This is a genomic window from Plantactinospora sp. WMMB782, from assembly GCF_049179135.1.
Taxonomy (GTDB): Bacteria; Actinomycetota; Actinomycetes; order Mycobacteriales; family Micromonosporaceae; genus Plantactinospora.
Genome location: NZ_JBMHMC010000007.1, coordinates 259,044 through 278,360, shown reverse-complemented (window position 1 = coordinate 278,360; position 19,317 = coordinate 259,044). Strand labels below are relative to the sequence as shown.

At 73.3% G+C, this 19,317-nt stretch carries 16 protein-coding genes; 13 read left to right on the top strand and 3 right to left on the bottom strand.

All coding sequences use genetic code 11. From position 1 onward, the window contains the following. The first annotated feature begins 100 nt into the window (after positions 1-100). On the top strand, positions 101-784 hold the full coding sequence (locus ACN28A_RS03050; protein WP_421392070.1) for a phosphatase PAP2 family protein: 684 nt from the start codon (positions 101-103) through the stop codon (positions 782-784). A gap of 126 nt (positions 785-910) precedes the next feature. Here ACN28A_RS03050 and ACN28A_RS03045 read toward each other — a convergent pair whose 3' ends face one another. After that, positions 911-1,885 carry an EamA family transporter gene (locus ACN28A_RS03045; protein ID WP_421392067.1) on the bottom strand — a complete coding sequence of 325 codons (975 nt, stop codon included), beginning with the start codon at positions 1,883-1,885 and terminating at the stop codon, positions 911-913. A gap of 439 nt (positions 1,886-2,324) precedes the next feature. On the opposite strand from ACN28A_RS03045, the gene ACN28A_RS03040 reads away from it, so the two are divergent. The 3 genes from ACN28A_RS03040 to ACN28A_RS03030 all read left to right on the top strand — a co-directional run bounded on the left by ACN28A_RS03040 (position 2,325) and on the right by ACN28A_RS03030 (position 5,689). After that, on the top strand, positions 2,325-3,893 hold the full coding sequence (locus ACN28A_RS03040) for an RICIN domain-containing protein (RefSeq protein ID WP_421404116.1): 1,569 nt from the start codon (positions 2,325-2,327) through the stop codon (positions 3,891-3,893). A 477-nt stretch (positions 3,894-4,370) separates the two neighbouring features. Further along, entirely contained in the window at positions 4,371-4,820 is a 450-nt protein-coding gene (locus ACN28A_RS03035) for an SAV_6107 family HEPN domain-containing protein (RefSeq protein ID WP_278063211.1), read from the top strand. A gap of 149 nt (positions 4,821-4,969) precedes the next feature. Next, positions 4,970-5,689, top strand: coding sequence for a hypothetical protein (locus tag ACN28A_RS03030; protein WP_421392064.1), 720 nt, complete (start codon positions 4,970-4,972; stop codon positions 5,687-5,689). A 218-nt stretch (positions 5,690-5,907) separates the two neighbouring features. On the opposite strand, the gene ACN28A_RS03025 is transcribed toward ACN28A_RS03030, so the two are convergent. Further along, a complete protein-coding gene (locus ACN28A_RS03025) occupies positions 5,908-6,735 on the bottom strand; it encodes an LppX_LprAFG lipoprotein (RefSeq protein WP_421392061.1) in 828 nt (275 codons plus the stop codon). 172 nt (positions 6,736-6,907) lie between these two features. Between ACN28A_RS03025 and ACN28A_RS03020 the strand changes: the two genes are divergently transcribed. From ACN28A_RS03020 to ACN28A_RS02990, 7 genes are all read left to right on the top strand, one after another. Then, positions 6,908-8,515 (top strand): DNA polymerase Y family protein, encoded by a 1,608-nt coding sequence (locus ACN28A_RS03020; RefSeq protein ID WP_421392058.1) that lies wholly within the window; start codon positions 6,908-6,910, stop codon positions 8,513-8,515. Positions 8,516-8,602: 87 nt separating this feature from the next. After that, entirely contained in the window at positions 8,603-11,959 is a 3,357-nt protein-coding gene (locus ACN28A_RS03015; protein WP_421392055.1) for an error-prone DNA polymerase, read from the top strand. Positions 11,960-12,000: 41 nt separating this feature from the next. After that, a complete protein-coding gene (locus ACN28A_RS03010) occupies positions 12,001-12,750 on the top strand; it encodes a methyltransferase domain-containing protein (RefSeq protein ID WP_421392052.1) in 750 nt (249 codons plus the stop codon). Then, positions 12,747-14,222 carry an alkaline phosphatase family protein gene (locus ACN28A_RS03005; protein WP_421392050.1) on the top strand — a complete coding sequence of 492 codons (1,476 nt, stop codon included), beginning with the start codon at positions 12,747-12,749 and terminating at the stop codon, positions 14,220-14,222. Before ACN28A_RS03010 ends, ACN28A_RS03005 begins: the two co-directional genes overlap by 4 nt. Positions 14,223-14,335: 113 nt before the next feature. Continuing rightward, positions 14,336-14,878 carry an RNA polymerase sigma factor gene (locus tag ACN28A_RS03000; RefSeq protein WP_421392048.1) on the top strand — a complete coding sequence of 181 codons (543 nt, stop codon included), beginning with the start codon at positions 14,336-14,338 and terminating at the stop codon, positions 14,876-14,878. Next, complete coding sequence (locus ACN28A_RS02995) at positions 14,875-15,573, top strand: hypothetical protein (RefSeq protein ID WP_421392045.1); 699 nt, start codon at positions 14,875-14,877, stop codon at positions 15,571-15,573. The genes ACN28A_RS03000 and ACN28A_RS02995 overlap by 4 nt, the downstream gene beginning before the upstream one ends. A gap of 84 nt (positions 15,574-15,657) precedes the next feature. Then, entirely contained in the window at positions 15,658-16,308 is a 651-nt protein-coding gene (locus ACN28A_RS02990) for a hypothetical protein (protein ID WP_421392043.1), read from the top strand. A gap of 90 nt (positions 16,309-16,398) precedes the next feature. Here the strand turns inward: ACN28A_RS02990 and ACN28A_RS02985 are convergent, their stop codons facing one another. After that, the gene (locus tag ACN28A_RS02985) at positions 16,399-17,400 is read right to left on the bottom strand and encodes an aldo/keto reductase (RefSeq protein ID WP_421392041.1); all 1,002 of its coding nucleotides are present in this window, start codon (positions 17,398-17,400) and stop codon (positions 16,399-16,401) included. 133 nt (positions 17,401-17,533) lie between these two features. Between ACN28A_RS02985 and ACN28A_RS02980 the strand changes: the two genes are divergently transcribed. Together ACN28A_RS02980 and ACN28A_RS02975 are read left to right on the top strand one after the other, a co-directional pair. Then, entirely contained in the window at positions 17,534-18,793 is a 1,260-nt protein-coding gene (locus tag ACN28A_RS02980; RefSeq protein ID WP_421392038.1) for a DNA polymerase IV, read from the top strand. A 115-nt stretch (positions 18,794-18,908) separates the two neighbouring features. Further along, the gene (locus tag ACN28A_RS02975; RefSeq protein ID WP_101367165.1) at positions 18,909-19,295 is read left to right on the top strand and encodes a DUF3040 domain-containing protein; all 387 of its coding nucleotides are present in this window, start codon (positions 18,909-18,911) and stop codon (positions 19,293-19,295) included. Positions 19,296-19,317 lie beyond the last annotated feature (22 nt).

Here is a 19,317-nt window from a genome sequence, read left to right as displayed (position 1 = left end):
GCCCCGCCCGTGCACCCAGCAAGCCGGCTGACGAAGGTCGTCCGGCCGAGAGGACCTTTGGCGGTACTGCCGCAGGGTGGAACGACTAAGTTGATCTACTATGACTGTGTTGCGCCGGATTCTGCTGGTGGTGCCGATTCTCCTGTTCGCCGGGGCGGTGGTGGCCCTGCTGGCACCGGGCGGGCTGGGCGATTCGCGGCCACAGGTGGTGACCGAGGGGCTGTCTGCCGAGGCGTACCGGGGGACGGTCGGACGCGCCGGTGAGCTGCCCGGCTGGCTGCACGCCCTGGCGGAGTACGGCGCCGCCGGTGGTCTGTTTGTCCTCGCCGGGCTGCTGGCCCGGGTCGGCTGGCTCGGTTGGCGGCGCCACCGTGTCCCAGGCGCGTTCGGCGTGTTGCTGGTGGGCGCGGGCACGGTGTTGGCGTACCTGGTCAGCGAGGGGCTGAAGCTGGTCGTCGACCAGGAGCGGCCGTGCCGGGCCCTTGTCGACGTGGGCACCTGGGTGTCCTGTCCGGCGGTCGGGGACTGGTCGTTCCCGAGCAACCACTCGACGGTGGCCGGCGGGCTGGCGGCCGGGCTGGTCCTGCTGGCTCCGCGGCTCTGGTATCTGGCGGTACCGGTGGCCGGGGCGGTGGCGGCGCTGCGGGTGGTGGCCGGCGTGCACTATCCGCACGACGTGCTCGCCGGGCTGCTGCTCGGCGCGGCGGCCAGCGCCGCACTGCTTATCGCGCTCCGGCCGGCACCGGTCTCGGCGGCCGCCCGGCAGCCGGCGCCACATCACTGACCGTCCGGCGGCCGGCGCCAGGTCACTGACCGCCCGGCAGGCGGCGCCAGGTCACTGACCGTCCGGCGGCCGGCGCCAGGTCACTGACGGTCCGGCGGCCGGGCGGGCATATCCCGGCGGGACGCCTCAGCGGGAGGCGGCGACCACGTCGGGGGCGGGTAGGGGTGGCGGGTCGCCCGGCGGCGGCTCGGTGGTCCGGGCCGTCTCGGCGAGGGCGACGCCGGCCAGTACCAGCAGGCCGCCGCCGAGCTGGGCGGCGTTCAGCGCCTCGCCGGCACCGAGGGCCAGCCAGGCGACCGCGGCGGCGATCACCGGCTCGATCATGCCGAGGATGCCGACGCTTGTCGCCGGCAGGTGCCGCAGCGCGCCCGCCACCAGCAGGAAGGGCAGGATCGAGCCGAGCAGCACGACGTACCCGCAGAGCAGCGTGACCGGCAGTCCGCCGCTGCTGCCGGCCAGCGGTGCCCAGCCGCCGGTGCCGTGGGTGACCGCCCGGGTGAGCAGCCCGGCCACCGCCGAGGCGCCGAACGCCCAGGTGGTCAGGGAGAGCGTGTCGTGCTCCCGGACGCCCCGGGCACCGAGCAGGTAGTAACCGGCCAGCAGTACGGCGGCACCGAGGCCGGCGAGCACGCCGAGTCCGTCGAGTTTGAGTTCGCCCCATACCTCGGCCACGCAGGCCAGGCCGGCGAGGCTCGCCGCCAGCCCGGCCCAGAGCCGGGGGCGTACCCGTCGGTGCTGGACGAACCGGGCCCAGAGCGCGACCAGCAGCGGCGCGGTGTACTCGAAGAGCAGCGCGATGCCGACCGGCAGCCGGGAGATGGCGACGAAGTAGAGCATCGGGGTCAGGAAGAACCCGGCCAGGCCGTAGCCGACCAGCAGCGGCAGTTGCCCCGGGGTGATCCGTAACCGGCGGGCGCCGGGCCGGAGCAGCAGGCTCAGCGCGAGCAGTCCGGCGAAGGCGCCGGCGGCCCGGACCAGGGTGAGCTGCGCGGCGTCGACGCCGGCCCGGAGCACGAGCTTGGAGACGGTGCCGTTGACGGCGAACAGTACGCCCGCCGAGAGCACCATCAGCACGCCGAGGGCGGGTCTGCGAGTCGTCACCGGAAGAGGGTAGCCGCAGGTCAGTCAGGAGCGAAATAACTTTTGGTCATTACCGCGTCGAACGTCCTCCGGTGCGGTCGGGCGGAATTGGCTGGTCCGGGCGCGGTCATCGGCGGGGTCCGTCGACGGCGTTGACTAGATTGAAACGATTCGATACGTTGCCGACGTTGGGAAAAGCCTTTCCGACCGGCCTTTCCGACCGGCCTGTCCCGCCGGCGCGCCGTTCCCGGCGTACCGGCTCCGGTTGCCGGACCAGCCGGCCAGCAGGTGCCGGTGCCCTGACGAACCCTCCCGGACCCCTCGCCCGGCACCGGCCTTCCCGGCCACCGTTCCCAGTTCAGGAGGACCGATGACCCTCACCACCACCACCCTCGCCGGCACCGACCGGAGACCACCCGACCGCCGGTCGCGACGACGCGGCTGGCGCGCCGGCCTGGTCATGGCGCTCACCGCCGTACTGGTCGCCGTCGGCGCCGGGGTCGGGCTGCCGACCGCGGCGGCGGCCACCATCGACACCGGCGCCCACTACGTGCTCGTCTCCCGGCACAGCGGCAAGGCGCTCGACCTCTACAACCTCGCCACCAACGACGGTGCGCCGATCGTGCAGTGGGCCCGCAACGACGGCAACCAGCAGCAGTGGCAGTTCGTCGACGCGGGCAGCGGCTATTACAAGATCAGGTCGCGACACAGCGGCAAGTTCCTGGAGATGCCGAACGCCTCCGACGGCACCCAGTTGATCCAGAACCCCGACAACGGCAGCACCCGCCAGCACTTCGGCGTCGCCGACTCCGACGGCGGGTACGTACGCCTGATCAGCCGGCACAGCGGCAAGGCACTCGACGTCTGGGAGTGGTCCACCGCCGACGGCGGGATCGTCGCCCAATACCAGGACCTGGGCGGCCACAACCAGCAGTGGCAGATGATCCGGGTCGGCTCCGGCTCCGGGAACGCCGACTGCGGCAGCGGTTCGTACAACGCCGAGGCGGTGTTGAACGGCGGCACCTGGACCGCCCGCAACGGCGGCAGCACGGTCTACACCGGCAACGACATGCGCTCCGCGGTGCAGGCGGCGGTGAACAGCCTGTCGTCGGGGCGTACCTCCAAGCAGCGGGTGGTCGTGCGCGGCTCGGGGTCGGTGAGCGCCAACTCCCGGATCTCGCTGCCGAGCTACACCGTGCTGGACGTCTGCGGCACGATAAACGTGACCGGCTCCGGCTCCGGTGACCAGGCTCCGGTGTACGCCCGGGGCGCCACCGACGTCGAGGTGCAGCACCTCAACCTGACCGGGTCGCCGCTCTACGGCATCTTCATGCGCAACGTGAACAACCTGACGCTGGGCCAGATCGACATGCGGCTCTCCAGCGGCCTCGGCGTCCGGATCGACAACCACGGCGGCGACCGGGCGGTCAAGGTCCGCAACATCCGGATCGACAACGTGTACGTGCAGGGCACCAGCAGCCAGGGCGTCGAGACGTACGGGGTGGACGGGCTGACCGTCGGCACCGTCACCGCGCGCAACGTCGGCGAGTCCGGACTGCTGCTCAACGACACGATCAACGCCACCGTCGGTACTGTCGACGCGGACAACGCCGGCGCCGGCACCGGGTACGCGGCGTTCCGGATGGCCAACCGCAACGGCCGGGTGGGCAGCAGCTACCCGACGAACATCCGGGTCGGCAACGTGGTCGCCCGGGGCGGTGGGCGCGGCATCTTCTGCGTCTCGGAGAGCGGCGGCGCGGTGATCGACCGGGTGACCATCTCGAACACCGGCAACAACTCGATCCTGATCGAGAACTGCTACAACGTCACCATCGCCGGGCAGTCCGGGACGGTGACCGGTGGCGGCGAGGTCCGGATCGCGGCGCGCACCGAGTTCCCGCTCTCCTCGAACATCACCCTGCAGAACCTGACGGTGACCAACACCAACATCCGGCAGAGCCCGTGTGGCGGCGCCAACAACGTGATCCGGAACGTCACCCGGAACAACTCCTCGTTGACCTGGTGCTGACCCGTACCCGACAACCAGGCCGGCGGTCCGCGTTCGCTTGCGTTTTTGTCGGTCCCGGGGTGTACTCTCTCCAGTAGTTAGAACGAGTGTTCGAGTGGGCGGGGTTCGATGCGAGTCGGCCCGCCGGTCGGGCACCCGGGCTGACGCCGGGGGTGGCGTTCGCGGCGTAACCCCCGAGTGCGGTTTCGCGGACCGCACGGGATCCCGGATCCGCGAGTCCGGGCCCACCAGGCAGGTCGTCGCCCGCCGCCCACGACCCCCGGGCGGCGGGCGACGGACCCGCCGGTTCGGCCGGTCGGGTGTGGTGTGGGGAAGCGTCCACATCCGGCCGGCTACCACCGGTGCGTCTTCCTCCGCAGCGGGCTAGTTCGACGTGGTGCGTCGCCTTCCCGGCCGCCGCGCCGGCAACGACCGGTGCGGTCGTTGCGGCCGGGCAACGGTGACGCGGTGAATGGGTGACGCGGAGGAGACAGTCCCATGCCGACCAGTCAGGCTCAGCAGCCGACGGTGCCGTCGCACGTGCTGCCGCACCGCACCCCTGCCCAACTACTGACGATCGCCCGGAGAGGGCTGGCGGAGGCCGCCGAGACCCGCCCCGACGGCCTGCGGTACGCCGCCGCGCACCTGGCCGCGCTGCGGGCCGCCGCGGCCCTGCTCGCCGCCCGGGCCCGTCCCGCACCCACCCGCCGGAACCGGGTCACGAGTGTCTGGGCACTGCTGGTGGTCGTCGCCCCGGATCTGGGGGAGTGGGCCAACTACTTCGCCACCGGAGCCACCAAGCGGGCCGCCGCCGAGGCGGGCATCCCCCGGGTGGTGAGCGCCCGGGAGGCCGACGACCTGCTCCGCGCCGCCGAACAGTTCGTCGCGGTGGTCGAGGTGGCGCTCGGCGTGGCACACCAGCCGGCGCTCGACGGCATGGCCGCCTGAGACAACGACCGACCACTCCCGGCGACACGGGAGGAGATCGGCCGGCTCGGAAACTCCGCCTGCGGAACTCCGCCTGCGGAAACTCGGCCTACGAGAACTCAGCCGACAGGGACACGGCGACCAACGGGAACACGGGGGTGTGGTCGACGATGGCGGGGCGGATGGTGCTCGGTTCCACCGCCCTGGCCGGGCTGGTTCGACCGGCCAGCGGCCCGGCGACGACCGATCCGCACCGGACGCTGCCGGTGCTGTCGGAACTGGCCGGGTTGTTACCTCAGCGCGGGTTGCGGCGCGGCAGCACCGTGGCGGTCGGCCGTCCCGGCTCCGGTGGCGGCACCTCGTTGATGCTGGCGCTGCTCGCCGAGGCTTCCCGGGGCGGGGCCTGGTGTGCCGTGGTGGGGATGCCCACGCTCGGCGCGGCAGCCGCCGCCGAACTCGGCATCGCGCTGGACCGGCTCGCCCTCGTTCCCCATCCCGGCCCGGAGTGGGCGACAGTGGTCGCCGCCCTGATCGACGGAGTCGACGTCGTGGTCGTGGCGGTACCCGGCACGGTCTCCGCCTCGGTCGCCGACCGGCTCGCCGCCCGGGCGCGGCAGCGCGGCAGCGTCTTCGTGCCGTACGGCCACTGGACCGGGGCCGATCTCACCCTCCAGGTGCTGCGCGGCCGGTGGGAGGGCCTGGAGCAGGGGCGCGGCAGGTTGCGGCGACGGGAGGTGACCATCTCGGCCCAGGGCCGTGGCGCGGCGGTACGCCCCAAGGAGATCCGGGTGTGGCTGCCGGGTGACCGCCGGACGGGTCCGGGGGCGCGGGTGCCGGCCCCGGTCGGCTTTACCACCCGGCGAAGCCCGCTCACCGTCGTCCGGGCGTGATGACCGTTCCGCACCCCAACTCCGTCGGGCCGGCGGGACGGTCGGCGACAGGTTGACGCCCGGCGGGACGTACCCATCAGACGCCCGGCGGGACGTACCCACCCCACCTACCGGGGGCCGGAGGCAGTTCCGCCCGCCCGGTCGACGACCGGGCGGGCGGAACACGAAACCGAGCGGGCGGAACCCGACCGGCGGGCTCGGCCGCCGGCCGGCAGGCACTACAGGCCCTGTAGACCCTTCAGCATCTCGGCGAAGTCGGCGGTCTCCGACGCGGCCGGAGTCTCGATGTTCACCGGCTTGCCGTAGTCGGTGTAGTCGATCTTCATGTCGCTCATCGTGCCCATCACCATGTGCGCCCGACGCGGCAGGTACTGCTCGTCCACCCAGAGGTCGATCTTGACCTCCTTGATGCCGTTCTTGGTCAGCTCCTGCTCCACCGTCTTGCGGGCGTCGGCGTCGACCTGCCCGAGGTAGGTCGCCACCGGAGAGGTGACGGTGTAGTGGACCGTGGCCACCCCGTTCACGGTCTCCTCGCCGACGACGGTGGTCCCCTCGGTCGCCAGCAGGGTCTTGACCTGCTTGGTGGGGTCGACGTCCTCGAGCTGCTTGGTGAAGTCCATCCCCGCCTGTGCGCCGGCGGCGCCCAGGTCCATCTTGAACCAGCGCTTCCCGTCGAGGTCCGCGCGGTCCGCCTCGGGCACCTCGACGTAGACGACGGCACCGATCATCCGGATCGTCGTCGGAGCGTCGGTGGGACCCTCCATCGTCATCTCCGCCTTGACCGGGTCACGCAGGTCCAGGGTGCCCTTCATCTTGATCTTCTCGCCGCCCGCCGTGCCCTCCATGGTCATGGTCACGGAATCGGTCGAGTCGGTCTTGTCGACGACCTTCTGCAGCGAACCCTTGAGGTCACTGGCGAGCTGCTCCAGTACGCTCGGCTGCTTCGACGACTCGCCCGGTGCGCCCGCGTCCGAGCCGCAGGCGGTCAACGCCAGGGCCGAGAGTGCGGAGACCGTCAGGACCGCGGCGTTCTTCCAACGTGACAAGTGACAAGCCTTTCCCCGAGAAGGTGGTATCTCCGGTGGAACCGGCGACACGCTACCCCACCTGTGCAACCCGCGACCGGTCGGCGCGTCCCACAGTTCTGCCGGGGTGGGTCAGCATGAGTCGAACACACGTTCTAAGATCGCATATCTGCTGGTCGAGGGAGGTGTGGCGATGGCGCCGGTGCGGACGATGCTGCTCTGGTGCCCCGACTGGCCGGTGGTCGCGGCGGAGATCGTCGACGGGGTGCCGGCGGCGGCCCCGGTCGCGGTGCTCCATGCCAACCGGGTGGTCGCGGCCTCCGCCTCCGCCCGCGCCGAAGGGGTCCGCAGGGGCCTGCGCAAGCGGGAGGCGCAGAGCCGCTGCCCCCGGCTGACCGTGCTGGACCACGACCCCGGCCGGGACGTACGCGCCTTCGAGCCGGTGGCCGCCGCCGTCGAGGAGGTGGTGGCCGGGGTCGAGGTGATCCGCCCAGGGGCGTGCGCGGTCGCCGCACGCGGTCCGAGTCGATACTTCGGCGGCGAGGAGCAGGCCGCCGAGCGGATCGTCGAGCACGTCGCGCAGACCTGCGAGGTGGAGAGCCAGATCGGCATCGCCGACGGGGTCTTCGCCGCCGGCCTGGCGGCCCGGTCCGGCCGGGTCGTCCCGCCCGGTGACACCGCCGGTTTCCTCGCCGGGCTGCCCGTCGAGGCGCTGGGCCGGCCGGCACTCACCGACCTGCTGCGCCGGCTCGGCCTGGGCAGCCTGGGCGACTTCGCGGCGCTGCCGGCCGGGGACGTGCTGGCCAGGTTCGGCTTCGACGGGATGCTGGCGCACCGGCTCGCCGCCGGCCGGGACCACCGCCCGCTCGCGGTCCGCCGCCCGCCGCCCGAGCTGGCGGTGACCGAGACGTACGACGACCCGCTCGACCGGGTCGACGCCGCAGCCTTCGCCGCCCGGATGCTGGCCGAACGGCTGCACGACACGCTAGCCGGGCACGGGCTCGCCTGCACCCGGCTCGGCATCGAGGCGGTCACCGCGCACGGCCAGGAGCTGCGCCGGGTCTGGCGGCACGACGGGCTGCTGACCGCGGCGGCGATCGCCGACCGGGTGCGCTGGCAGCTCGACGGCTGGCTGACCGGGACCAGCCGGCGTCCCGGCTCCGGTCGGCCCGGCCCGGCCCGGCCGACCGCCGGGATCATCCGGCTGCGCCTGGTCCCGGAGGGGGTGCTGGCACACGTCGGCCTGCAACCGGGGCTGTGGGGCGAGACCGGAGCGGAACGGGAGCGGGCACACCGGGCGTTGAGCCGGGTGCAGGGCATCCTCGGCCCCGAGTCGGTGCTGACCGCCGTGCTCGGCGGTGGCCGCTCCCCGGCCGACCAGGCCCGGCTGGTGCCCTGGGGCGACGAGCGGGTTCCGGGCCGGCCGGCGGCGCCGTGGCCGGGCCGGCTGCCGTCGCCCGCACCGGCGATCGTGCTGCCCGAGCCGCTGCCGGCGGCGGTCTACGACGCCACCGGTGAACTCGTCCGGGTCACCGCCCGGCTGGCGGTCAGCGCGCCGCCGGCCCGGCTGGAGGTGGTCCTCCCGGCGGCGCGACCGCCGGTCGACGGGGTCGCGGCCGTGCCGTCCGGCACACCTGTGGAGATCGTCGGCTGGGCCGGCCCGTGGCCGGTCGACGAGCGCTGGTGGGCGCCGGCCGAGGCCCGCCGGCAGGCCCGCTTCCAGGTGGCCCTCACCGACGGTACGGCGCTGCTGCTCTCCCTGGCCGGCGGCCGCTGGTGGGTGGAGGCCATCTATGACTAGACCGTCCACACCGGAGCGGTCGTCCACACCGGATCGGCCGGTGCTGGCCGGGCCCGGCGGACCCGGAACCGTCACCACCGTGCCGCGATGAGCTTCCACAACCCCGAGCTGCCCTGGTCGGAGCTGGAACGGGTGCTCTCCGGCCGGCCGGCCCGCCGGGGCGGGCACCTGCACGTGGTGGACCCGCTCGCGGTCGACGCCGACGGCGGAGACTCACCGGCCTGGACCCGCAGGCGCCCCGGCTACACCCCACCGGAACTGCCCGCCCCGACCGAGGGCGCGGTGCCGTACGCCGAACTGCACGCACACACCAACTTCAGCTTCCTCGACGGAGCCAGCCATCCCGAGGAGCTGGCCGAGGAGGCGGCCCGGCTCGGGCTGACCGCGCTGGCGGTGACCGACCACGACGGGTTCTACGGGGTGGTGCGGTTCGCCGAGGCGGCCCGGACGCTGCGCCTGCCCACCATCTTCGGCGCCGAACTCTCCCTCGGGCTACCCGGACCGCAGCACGGCGAGCCGGACCCGCTCGGCCGGCACCTGCTGGTGCTCGCGCACGGCCCGGAGGGGTACGCCCGACTGGCCCGGACCATCGCGCGGGCGCAACTGCGCGGCGGCGAGAAGGGCCGCCCGGTCTACGGCGAGCTGGAGGAGGTCGCCGCGCAGCTGCGGGACCACGTACTCGTGCTGACCGGCTGCCGGAAGGGGACGGTGCCGGCGGCACTGCTCACCGAGGGGGTCGAGGCGGCGGCCCGGGAGCTGGACCGGTTGACCGCGCTGTTCGGGGCCGAGACGGTGGCGGTGGAGCTGACCGACCACGGCGACCCGTACGACGGCGACCGCAACGACGCGCTCGCCGAGCTGGCCGGCACCGCCGGGCTGCCCACCGTGGCCACGAACAACGTGCACTACGCCACCCCGTCCCGCCGCCGGCTGGCCACCGCACTGGCGGCGGTACGCGCCCGGCGCAGCCTGGACGAGATCGACGGCTGGCTGCCGGCGGCCGGTACCGCCCACCTGCGCAGCGGGGCGGAGATGGCGGCCCGGTTCGCGGCCTATCCCGGCGCGGTGGCCCGGGCCGCCGAGTTCGGCGCCGAACTGGCCTTCGACCTGAACCTGGTCGCGCCGAGGCTGCCGGACTACCCGGTGCCGCCGGGGCACACCGAGATGAGCTGGCTGCGCGAGCTGACCATGGCCGGGGCGCTGCGCCGCTACGGCCCGCGTGGCGCGCACCCGGAGGCGTACCGGCAGCTCGACCACGAACTCGGGATGATCGAGGCGCTCGGCTTCCCCGGCTATTTCCTGGTGGTCTACGACATCGTGAAGTTCTGCCGGGACAACGACATCTACTGCCAGGGCCGGGGCTCGGCGGCGAACTCGGCGGTCTGCTACGCGCTCTGGATCACCAATGTGGACGCCGTCCGGCACCAGCTCCTCTTCGAGCGCTTCCTCGCCCCGGAGCGGGACGGGCCACCGGACATCGACGTCGACATCGAGTCCGACCGCCGGGAGGAGGTGATCCAGCACGTCTACGCCAGGTACGGCCGGGAGCACACCGCGCAGGTCGCCAACGTCATCTCGTACCGGCCCCGGTCGGCGGTGCGGGACGTGGCCAAGGCGTTCGGCTTCTCGCCCGGCCAGCAGGACGCCTGGAGCAAGCAGATCGACAGGTGGGGCAGCGTGGCGGCGGTCGACGTACAGGACATCCCCGAGCACGTCGTCGCGTACGCCAACGAACTCCAGACGTTCCCCCGGCATCTCGGCATCCACTCCGGCGGGATGGTGATCTGCGACCGGCCGGTGATCGAGGTCTGCCCGGTGGAGTGGGGGCGGATGCCCGGCCGCACCGTGTTGCAGTGGGACAAGGACGACTGTGCCAGCGTCGGGCTGGTCAAGTTCGACCTGCTCGGCCTCGGCATGCTCTCCGCGCTGCACTACGCGTACGACATGATCGAGTCGACCCTGGACCTGGGTTCGATGTCCCTGGACGACCCCGAGGTCTACGCGATGTTGCGGCGGGCCGACTCGGTCGGGGTGTTCCAGGTGGAGAGCCGGGCCCAGATGGCCACCCTGCCCCGGCTGAAACCGGAGTGCTTCTACGACCTGGTGGTCGAGGTGGCGCTGATCCGGCCCGGCCCGATCCAGGGCGGCTCGGTGCACCCGTACATCCGGCGCAAGAACGGGCTCGAACCGGTCACCTTCCCGCATCCGCTGATGCGCAACGCGCTGGAGAAGACCCTCGGGGTGCCGCTGTTCCAGGAGCAGTTGATGCAGCTCGCGATCGACCTGGCCGGCTTCGACGCCGGTGGCGCCGACGAGCTGCGCCGGGCGATGGGGGCGAAACGCTCGGCCGAGCGGATGGCGCAGATCCGGGACCGGCTCTACGCCGGGATGGCCGAGCGGGGCATCACCGGCGAGATCGCCGACGACGTCTACCTGAAACTCTCCGCCTTCGCCAGCTACGGCTTCCCGGAGAGCCACGCGATGAGCTTCGCCTACCTGGTCTACGCCAGCTCCTGGCTCAAGCGCTACCACCCGGCGGCGTTCCTGGCCGCGCTGCTGAACGCCCAGCCGATGGGCTTCTACTCGCCGCAGACCCTTGTCGACGACGCCCGCCGGCACGGCGTCGAGGTACGCCGCCCGGACATCAACGCCAGCAACGCCAGGGCCACCCTGGAAACCACTGCGGAAACCCGCTGGGGGAGCGCGCCCGGCGAGCCGCCGCACGAGTGGGGGCTGGGCGGGCCGGCGGTCCGGCTCGGGCTCTCCGGGGTGCGTACCCTCGGCGACGACCTGGCGGAGAAGATCGAGCGGGAGCGGACCGCGCACGGGGCGTACCGGGACATGGCGGACCTGGCCCGTCGGGCCGGTCTGACCGCCGCGCACCTGGAGGCGCTGGCCACCGCGGACGCCTTCGCCTGCTTCGGGCTGAGCCGCCGGGCCGCGCTCTGGGCGGCCGGCGCCGCCGCGCAGGACCGGCCGGACCGGCTGCCCGGCACCGTCGTCGGAGCCGAGGCGCCGACCCTGCCGGGGATGGACGCGGTGGACCGGCTGGTCGCCGACGTCTGGGCCACCGGGCTCTCCCCGGAGAGCCATCCGGCGCAGTTCGTCCGGGAGCGGCTCGACGCGGCCGGCGCGGTGCCGATCGCCCGGCTGGCCCGGCTCGACCCGGGGCAGCGGGTCCGGGTCGGCGGCATCGTCACGCACCGGCAGCGCCCGGCCACCGCCGGTGGGGTCACCTTCGTCAACCTGGAGGACGAGACCGGGATGCTCAACGTCACCTGCTCACCGGGGCTGTGGCAGCGCTACCGGAAGGTGGCCAGGAACAGCGCCGCGCTGCTGGTGCGAGGCAGGCTGGAGAAGCACGACGGGGTGGTCAACCTGGTCGCCGACCGGCTCGACGCGATCACCCCACCGGTCACCCCCGCCTCCCGCGACTTCAGATAGCCGGGCCAGACTTCAGATAGCCGGGCCATTAGGCTCGTCGGGTGGAGCGAACTCAGAGCCGTCCGGCCGGCCCGGCGTCCGGCCCGCGTACCGCCGTGGTCTGGACCGTGCTGCGCCGCGAGCTTGCCCGGCAGCAGGGCCGGACGCTCACCGTGCTCGACGTCGGCGGCGGGACCGGCGGCTTCGCGGTGCCGCTGGCCGAGGCGGGCCACCGGCTGACGGTGGTCGACGCCAGCCCGGACGCGCTCGCCGCGCTGACCCGGCGGGCCGCCGAGGCCGGGGTCGCCGACCGGGTACGCGCGGTGCAGGGCGACGGCGACGCCCTCGCCGGACTTGTCGAGCCGGCCAGTGTCGACCTGGTGCTCTGCCACGCCGTCCTGGAGGTGGTCGACGATCCGGCCGGGGTGGTCGGGGCGATCGGCACCGCGCTGCGTCCCGGCGGCGCGGCCAGCGTGCTGGTGGCGAACCGGGCCGCCGCGGTGCTGAGCCGGGTCACCAACGGGCACCTGGAGGTCGCCGCCACGCTGCTGCGGGACCCGGACGGGCACGCCGGACCCCGGGACACCCTGCGCCGGCGTTACGACGCGGACGGCGCCGCCGCGCTGCTCGCCGACGCCGGGTTGACGGTGGAGCAGACCCACGGGGTACGCGTCTTCGCCGACCTGATCCCGGCGGTGGCCGCCGAGGCGGATCCGCCGGCCCTGCTGGACCTGGAGCTGGCCGCCTCGGCCCAGCCGCCGTACCGGGACATCGCCGCCCAACTGCACCTGTTCGCCCGCCGGCCGGCATGACCAGCCCGGTCAACCCCCTCGACCCGGTCCGGCCGCACTACTTCGGCGGCAGCCTCGCCGACGTGCTGCCCAGCGCGCTTTCGGTACTCGGCGTACCGGCCGGTGGGGCGGCGGACCGGGCCGACCCGCTGCGGCTGACCGGACAGCTCGCCGGGGTACGCCGGATCGCGGTGCTGCTCGTCGACGGCCTCGGCTGGTACCAGTTGCCGGCCGCCGCCCCGCACGCGCCGACACTGGCCGACCTGGCCGCCCGGTTCGGGCGCCCGCTCACCTGCGGTTTTCCCTCCACCACCCCGACCAGCCTGGTCAGCTTCGGCACCGGGGCCGCACCGGGCGCGCACGGGGTGCTCGGCTTCCGGGTCAACGTCCCCGGCACCGACCGGGTACTCACGCACATCAACTGGCCGAGTTCCCCGGTCGACGGTCCGGGCTTCCCCGGCGGCGGACCGGGTTCACCGGTCGGCGGCGACCGTCCCGGCGACTCCTGGCCGACGGCGGGTGCCGTCGACCCGACCGGTACGGCCGGACGGTTCGGCGGCAGCGGGCCATCGCCGGGTCCAGGCGTGTCCGAGCTTCCGGGCGTGCCGGAGCTTACGGGATCGTCGGGTGGGCCGGGGCTTCCGGGGGCGTCGGGTGGGCCGGGGCTTCCGGGATCCCCGGGCGGCGACCCGGTGCCCAGGCCCGCGGCCGGCTTCGGCGACGATCCCGATCCGCGTCGCTGGCAGCCGCTGCCGACCCAGTTGCAGCGGGCCGAGGCGGCCGGGGTCGCGGTGACCGTGGTGAGCCGGCCGGCGCTGGCGAACACCGGACTGAGCGTGGCCGCCTACCGCACCGGGTCGTACCGGGGTGCCGACGACGCCGACGCGCTGGCCACCGAGATGCTCGGCGCGCTCACCGCCGGCGACGGCCCGACCCTGGTCTACGGCTACCACCCGGAGGTGGACCGGCACGGCCACCTGGGCGGGATCGACTCCGCCGGCTGGCGTGACGCGGTCGCGGAGGTCGACGCGCTGGTCGCCCGACTTGTCGACGGCCTGCCGCCGGACGCGGCCCTGCTGGTCACCGCCGACCACGGCCAGCTCGACATCCCGGCCCAGGGGCGGTACGACCTGGACACCGATCCCCGGCTGCGTGCCGGGGTACGGGTGGTGGCCGGCGAGGCCCGGGTCCGCTACCTGCACACCGCCCCCGGGGCTACCGCCGACGTGCTGGCCGCCTGGTCGGAGGTGCTCGGCGAGCAGGCCTGGGTGGCCAGCCGGGCCGAGGCGGTCGCGGCCGGCTGGTTCGGCCCGGTACCCGAGGCGCACCTGTCGCGCATCGGCGACGTGGTGGTGGCCTGCCTCGCCCCGACCGTCGTGCTCGCCTCGAAGACGCACAACCCGATCGAGACGACCCTGGTCGCCTACCACGGCTCGTGCACGGCCACCGAGATGACCATCCCGCTGCTGGTCGTACCCCCGCCCGGGGGCTAGCCGCTGACGGGTCCCGACGGCCATCCGGACCAGTCGCCCTCGCGCTGGAAATGCTCCGCCCATCCGCGACATGTAAGAGGTGTCACCCCGGACAGGGAGAGGGGCGCGCACCTGTGGACGACGAGCGGACGGCTCGTTTCGAGGCGATCTACGCAGACACGTTCAGCCGGATCCTCGGCTTCGCCCTGCGCCGCTGCGCCGGCCCGGAGGACGCGGCCGACGTGGTGGCGGAGACCTTCGCCATCGCCTGGCGCAGGATGGATGCGGTACCGCCAGGGGATCAGGCCCGGCTCTGGCTCTACGGCGTGGCCCGAAACGTGCTGGCCAACCACCACCGGCAGATCGCGCGCCGGCACGACCTGTCGGCGGCACTCGCCGCAGAGGTAGCCCAGCTGTACCAGCCGAGCGCGGAGGAGAGCGCCGAACTCGGCACGATCGGCGAGGTGCTCCGCGGCCTGCCCGAGGACGACCGGGAGATTCTCTCGCTGGTCGCCTGGGAGGGCCTCGGACACGGCGAAATCGCAAAGGTACTGGGATGTTCACGCAACGCGGTACGGGTCCGGCTGCACCGGGCGCGCCGGAGACTTGCCCGGGAACTGGCCACGGCGGGTGTGCAGACAGGCTGGCTGGCGATGTCAGGGAGGGAAACCCGGTGAGGGACACCAGGCGGGCGGAGCGTCGGTTGGCCGGTCTCGCCCGGGTACGCGACGAGGAACTGGCCGGCTTGGAGGCCGGTCCCGCCGCACGGGCACTGCTCTCCTCGATAGTGGCGGAACCGGGCCACCCGCCCGCGCCGACGCCGGTGTACGGCCGGTCGTCGCGGCCGGCCCGCCGGCTGGTGCTGGCGGCCTCAGCCCTGCTCGCGATGAGTGTCGCGGTGGTGGCCGGCCCGAGCCTGCTGCCCGAGCGGATCGGAAAGGCGACGTCCTACGCCAACTCGGCGATCGAGGTCAGGCAGGAGGGCGACTATTTCGTTGCCCGGATCAAGGACCCGCTTGCCGACCGGTCCCGTTACGTCGAGGCGTTCCGGGCGGTCGGCAAGGACGTCGAGATCGAGCTGGTTCCGGTCTCGCCGAGACTGGTCGGGGTACGGATCCAGGCGGGTGGCGACGGTAGCGGCCAGGTACGGGCCTCCAGTGAGCTGGTCAGCGCCGGCCCGATCCCGGTCGACTGTGCGGTGACCCCGGCGAGCTGCACATTGGTGATCCGGATCTCCACCGACACCACCGGGACCGTCCGGTACCGGGTGGGGCGGGCTGCCCTGCCGGGCGAACCGACCCAGGACCCGGCCGTTCCGTCGGGTGTTCCGGCCCCTCCCAGGGGAGGGGCCGGCGGCGGCACCGGCAACTGACCCTGTCGCCGGCCACGAGCACTGCGCCGCCTCCCTGCGCGGCCGTGGCCCACTGGTACGCCGAGCGTCAGATCGGAGCAGAAGATGAGATCAGCCAGGATCTGGCCGGCATTGCTGGCCGCCGCGACGGCGTTCGCCCTCCTGGGCTGTGCGACCGAGTCGACGAGGAACGACCTGCCGCAACGCGACCCGGACGAGCGGATGAAGCCCCTGGTGGAGCAGTTCAGGGACGCCCGCGCCCGAGCCAGGTCGGACTTCGAGCGGGAGGCACTGGACCGCGCCATCAGAACGGGCAAGATCGATCCGGTGGACTACGAGGAGGCGTTCACGCGGTATCGCCGGTGTGCCCAGGGCGCCGGGCTCGACGAGAGGTACACCAAGCTGCCGAACGGGATCTACCGGATCACCCCGGAGGCGGGGAACGAGGATGTCGAGGCGAACGGCGAACTGATGGTGAAGTGCGCCCAGGACGCCGGGCTGGTCAGCCTGGAAGCTCTCTACCGGACCCAGGTCGACAATCCCGAACTGCTGGCCGATCCGAAGCTGGTGGTGGTGCGCTGCCTGGTCAAGGCGGGCCTGGTGCCGCCCGACTACACCGTGCAGAAGCTCAGCGCGTTCCTGGAAGGCGCCGTCGAGGACATGACCGACTTTGATCCGACGCATCCCGAGGCGCAGAAGTGTCTGACCGCCGGTGGGATAGCCCTGCTGATCGATCGGACCCCGGGCAGCGGTTGAGGCCGGCGCGGCCCGGGATGCCCGCCGCGGTCACGCCGACGCCCTTCGTGCGACCCGGGACTGCTCGCGCGGGCCCGCTCACCGGCCGGGTCAGGCGCCGGCGGTCGCCAGTCGGGCCAGGTGCTCGTCGGTCAGGGCCAGGTCGAGCGCGGGCCGCGCGGCAACGTACTGCTCCGGGGTGCGCGGGCCGAACAGGGTGACGAACTGCGGGTCCCGCTGGTGCAGCAGCCAGGCCAGCACGAGCTGGGTGCCGGTGACCCCCAGCTCGCCGGCCAGTTCGGTGACGGCGGCGAACCGGGCCTCGGCGTCGGCCCCGGGGTAGGCCTCCATCACGTGGTGGTCGCGGCGCTTGGCCAGGTCGTCGTAGCTGCCCTTCAGGATCGGCGAGTATGCCACCAGGGTCACGTCGTCGTTCGTCCGCAGGTAGTCGAGCTGCTCGTCGTCCACTATGGAGAGGGTGTCCGTGCCTGGGTGGGGGCGCACGTAGGAGTGCTGCTGTTGCAGGGCGACCGGCGCCGGCCAGCCGTGCCGGTCGGCGAGCTGCCGGATCCGCTCCAGGCGCCAGCTGCGGACGTTGGACCAGCCGACGTACCGGGTCTTGCCGGCCGCGACCATCCCGGCCAGCGCCTCCAGGGTCTCCTCCAGCGGAGTGTTCCGGTCGTCGGCGTGCACGTAGTAGAGGTCGACGTGGTCGGTGCCGAGCCGGCGCAGGCTGTCGTCGAGCGCCCGGCGCAGCGTGTCGCCGCCGGCCCCCTCGTACTGCCCCCGGGTCACGCTCAGGTCCGGCTGGTCGCGCACCAGGTCCAGGTTTTCGATCCAGGCGCCGCCCTTGGTGGCCAGGAACACCTCGTCGCGCCGGCCGGTGCGGGCGAACCAGCGGCCGAGCAGGCTCTCGCTCTCGCCGCCCCGGAACGACGGGTCGGGCCACCAGGCGTAGCAGTTGGCGGTGTCGAGGAAGGTGCCGCCGTCCTCCAGGTAGCGGTCCAGGATCGCGTACGACGACTTCTCGTCGGCGGCGGTGCCCATCAGCATGCAGCCGAGGGCGAACTGACTGACCTGCTCGCCGGTCTGACCGAGTGGTACCGTCTTCATCGGATTCCTCCCCCGTGTCCGGTGTGGCGGTGACCGCCAATGTTAGAGCCGTACCCGGCCGGGGACAACCGCGAGTGTCGATGCGGTGGCGGCGTGTTCCGATCTCGTCGTACCGCCGGGTTAACCTGCCGGCATGGGTCGCAGCCAGTCCGTGCCACGCGGCGCCGATCCGCGCTTCGGCGCGGACGCCGACGACTCCGGCTCGCCGATCCTGCACGTCGACATGGACGCCTTCTTCGTCGCGGTCGAGGTCCGCCGCCGTCCCGACCTGCGGGGCCGGCCCGTCGTGGTCGGCGGGGTCGGCCCGCGCGGCGTGGTCAGCTCGGCCAGCTACGAGGCCCGGACGTACGGCGTGCGCAGCGCGATGCCGACGATGCGTGCCCGGGCGCTCTGCCCCTCGGCGGTCTTCCTGCCGACCGACTTCGGGCAGTACACAGCCGCCTCCCGGGCGGTGATGGAGATCTTCCGTGACGTGACCCCGCTGGTCGAGCCGCTCTCGCTGGACGAGGCGTTCCTCGACGTCGCCGGGGCGCGCCGGCTGCTCGGCCGGCCGGCCGAGATCGCCCGGCTGATCCGGGCCCGGGTCGCCGAGCAGGAGCGGCTGACCTGCTCGGTCGGGGTGGCTCCGACGAAGTTCGTGGCGAAGCTCGGCTCCACCCGGGCCAAGCCGGACGGGCTGGTGGTGGTTCCGGCCGACAAGGTGCTGGAGTTCCTGCACCCGCTGCCGGTGGAGGCGCTCTGGGGGGTGGGGGAGCGGGCGGCGGAGACGCTGCGCCGGCTCGGCCTGCGCACGGTCCGGGACATCGCGCGGGCGCCGGTCGGGATGCTCCGGGGCAGTCTGGGCGAGGCGGCAGCGGCCCACCTGCACGAGCTGGCCTGGGGCCGGGATCCCCGCCGGGTCAGCCCGGAGCACGCGGAGAAGTCGATAGGTGCCGAGATGACCTTCGAGACCGACGTGGCCGATCCGGAGACGATCCGCCGGGCCCTGCTCGGGCTCGCCGAGAAGGTCGGGGTCCGGCTGCGCCGGGCCGGGCAGGTCGGCCGGACGATCTCGATCAAGGTCCGGTTCGCCGACTTCCGGACGGTCAACCGGTCCCGCACCCTCGGCGGCCCGACCGACGTGGCCCGGGAGGTGTTCGACACCGCCTGGGCGTTGTTCGACGCTCTCGGCCCCGGTGACCGGATCCGGCTGATCGGTGTCCGGGTCGAGGGGCTCAGCGACGGCGACCAGACACCCCGGCAGCTCGCGCTCGGCGCGCCCGAGCACGGCTGGCGGGACGCGGAGGCCGCGGCGGATGCCGCCGCCGCCCGATTCGGGCGTTCCATGGTGCGCCCGGCGAGCCTCTTGGGGCACGCCGACCAGCGGCGGACGGAAAATCCGACGCGGCCATAGGTCGTCCCGCTTTCCGACCCGCGACCCCCCTCGTAGACTGGCGGGTAAGCAGCCGGTCGGCTGCCACGGTCTGTCGGTCCGAGCGGACCGGCCAACGTGACCGGGGAGGAGTGCCGTGCCGCTCTCGGAGCACGAGCAGCGGCTGTTCGAGCAGATCGAGCAGTCGCTTGCCGAGGACCCCAAGTTCGCCTCGGCTGTGCGCGCCAGCGATCCGCGTTTCCACGCGCGGCGTCGCCTGCTCGTCGCGGTCAGCGTGATCATCGCTGGCCTTGCATTGGTCGTCTACGGCACGGTGAGCAAAACTCCGCTGCTCGGAGTGGCGGGCTTCGTGGTGATGCTCGGCGCGGCCGCGTTCGCGATGCTGTCGCAGCGCAAGGCGCAGTCACCGGACCTGCACGTGGTCGGCGGCACCACCAGCCGCCGCGTCCGCAGCGGGCGACGCTTGTCGTTGATCGACCGACTCGAGGAGAGGTGGCGTCAGCGGCCGGAAGGGCACCGCTGACCATCGCCCGTCCGTGGGGCAC

Excerpts from the sequence above, each read along its gene's own strand:
- ACN28A_RS03020 (WP_421392058.1), top strand. The coding sequence starts at position 6,908 with ATGGCGCCGGTGCGGACGATGCTGCTCTGGTGCCCCGACTGGCCGGTG.
- ACN28A_RS03030 (WP_421392064.1), top strand. The coding sequence starts at position 4,970 with ATGGCGGGGCGGATGGTGCTCGGTTCCACCGCCCTGGCCGGGCTGGTT.
- ACN28A_RS02985 (WP_421392041.1), bottom strand. The coding sequence starts at position 17,400 with ATGAAGACGGTACCACTCGGTCAGACCGGCGAGCAGGTCAGTCAGTTC.
- ACN28A_RS03035 (WP_278063211.1), top strand. The coding sequence starts at position 4,371 with ATGCCGACCAGTCAGGCTCAGCAGCCGACGGTGCCGTCGCACGTGCTG.
- ACN28A_RS03040 (WP_421404116.1), top strand. The coding sequence starts at position 2,325 with ATGGCGCTCACCGCCGTACTGGTCGCCGTCGGCGCCGGGGTCGGGCTG.
- ACN28A_RS03050 (WP_421392070.1), top strand. The coding sequence starts at position 101 with ATGACTGTGTTGCGCCGGATTCTGCTGGTGGTGCCGATTCTCCTGTTC.
- ACN28A_RS03015 (WP_421392055.1), top strand. The coding sequence starts at position 8,603 with ATGAGCTTCCACAACCCCGAGCTGCCCTGGTCGGAGCTGGAACGGGTG.
- ACN28A_RS03005 (WP_421392050.1), top strand. The coding sequence starts at position 12,747 with ATGACCAGCCCGGTCAACCCCCTCGACCCGGTCCGGCCGCACTACTTC.
- ACN28A_RS02980 (WP_421392038.1), top strand. The coding sequence starts at position 17,534 with ATGGGTCGCAGCCAGTCCGTGCCACGCGGCGCCGATCCGCGCTTCGGC.
- ACN28A_RS02990 (WP_421392043.1), top strand. The coding sequence starts at position 15,658 with ATGAGATCAGCCAGGATCTGGCCGGCATTGCTGGCCGCCGCGACGGCG.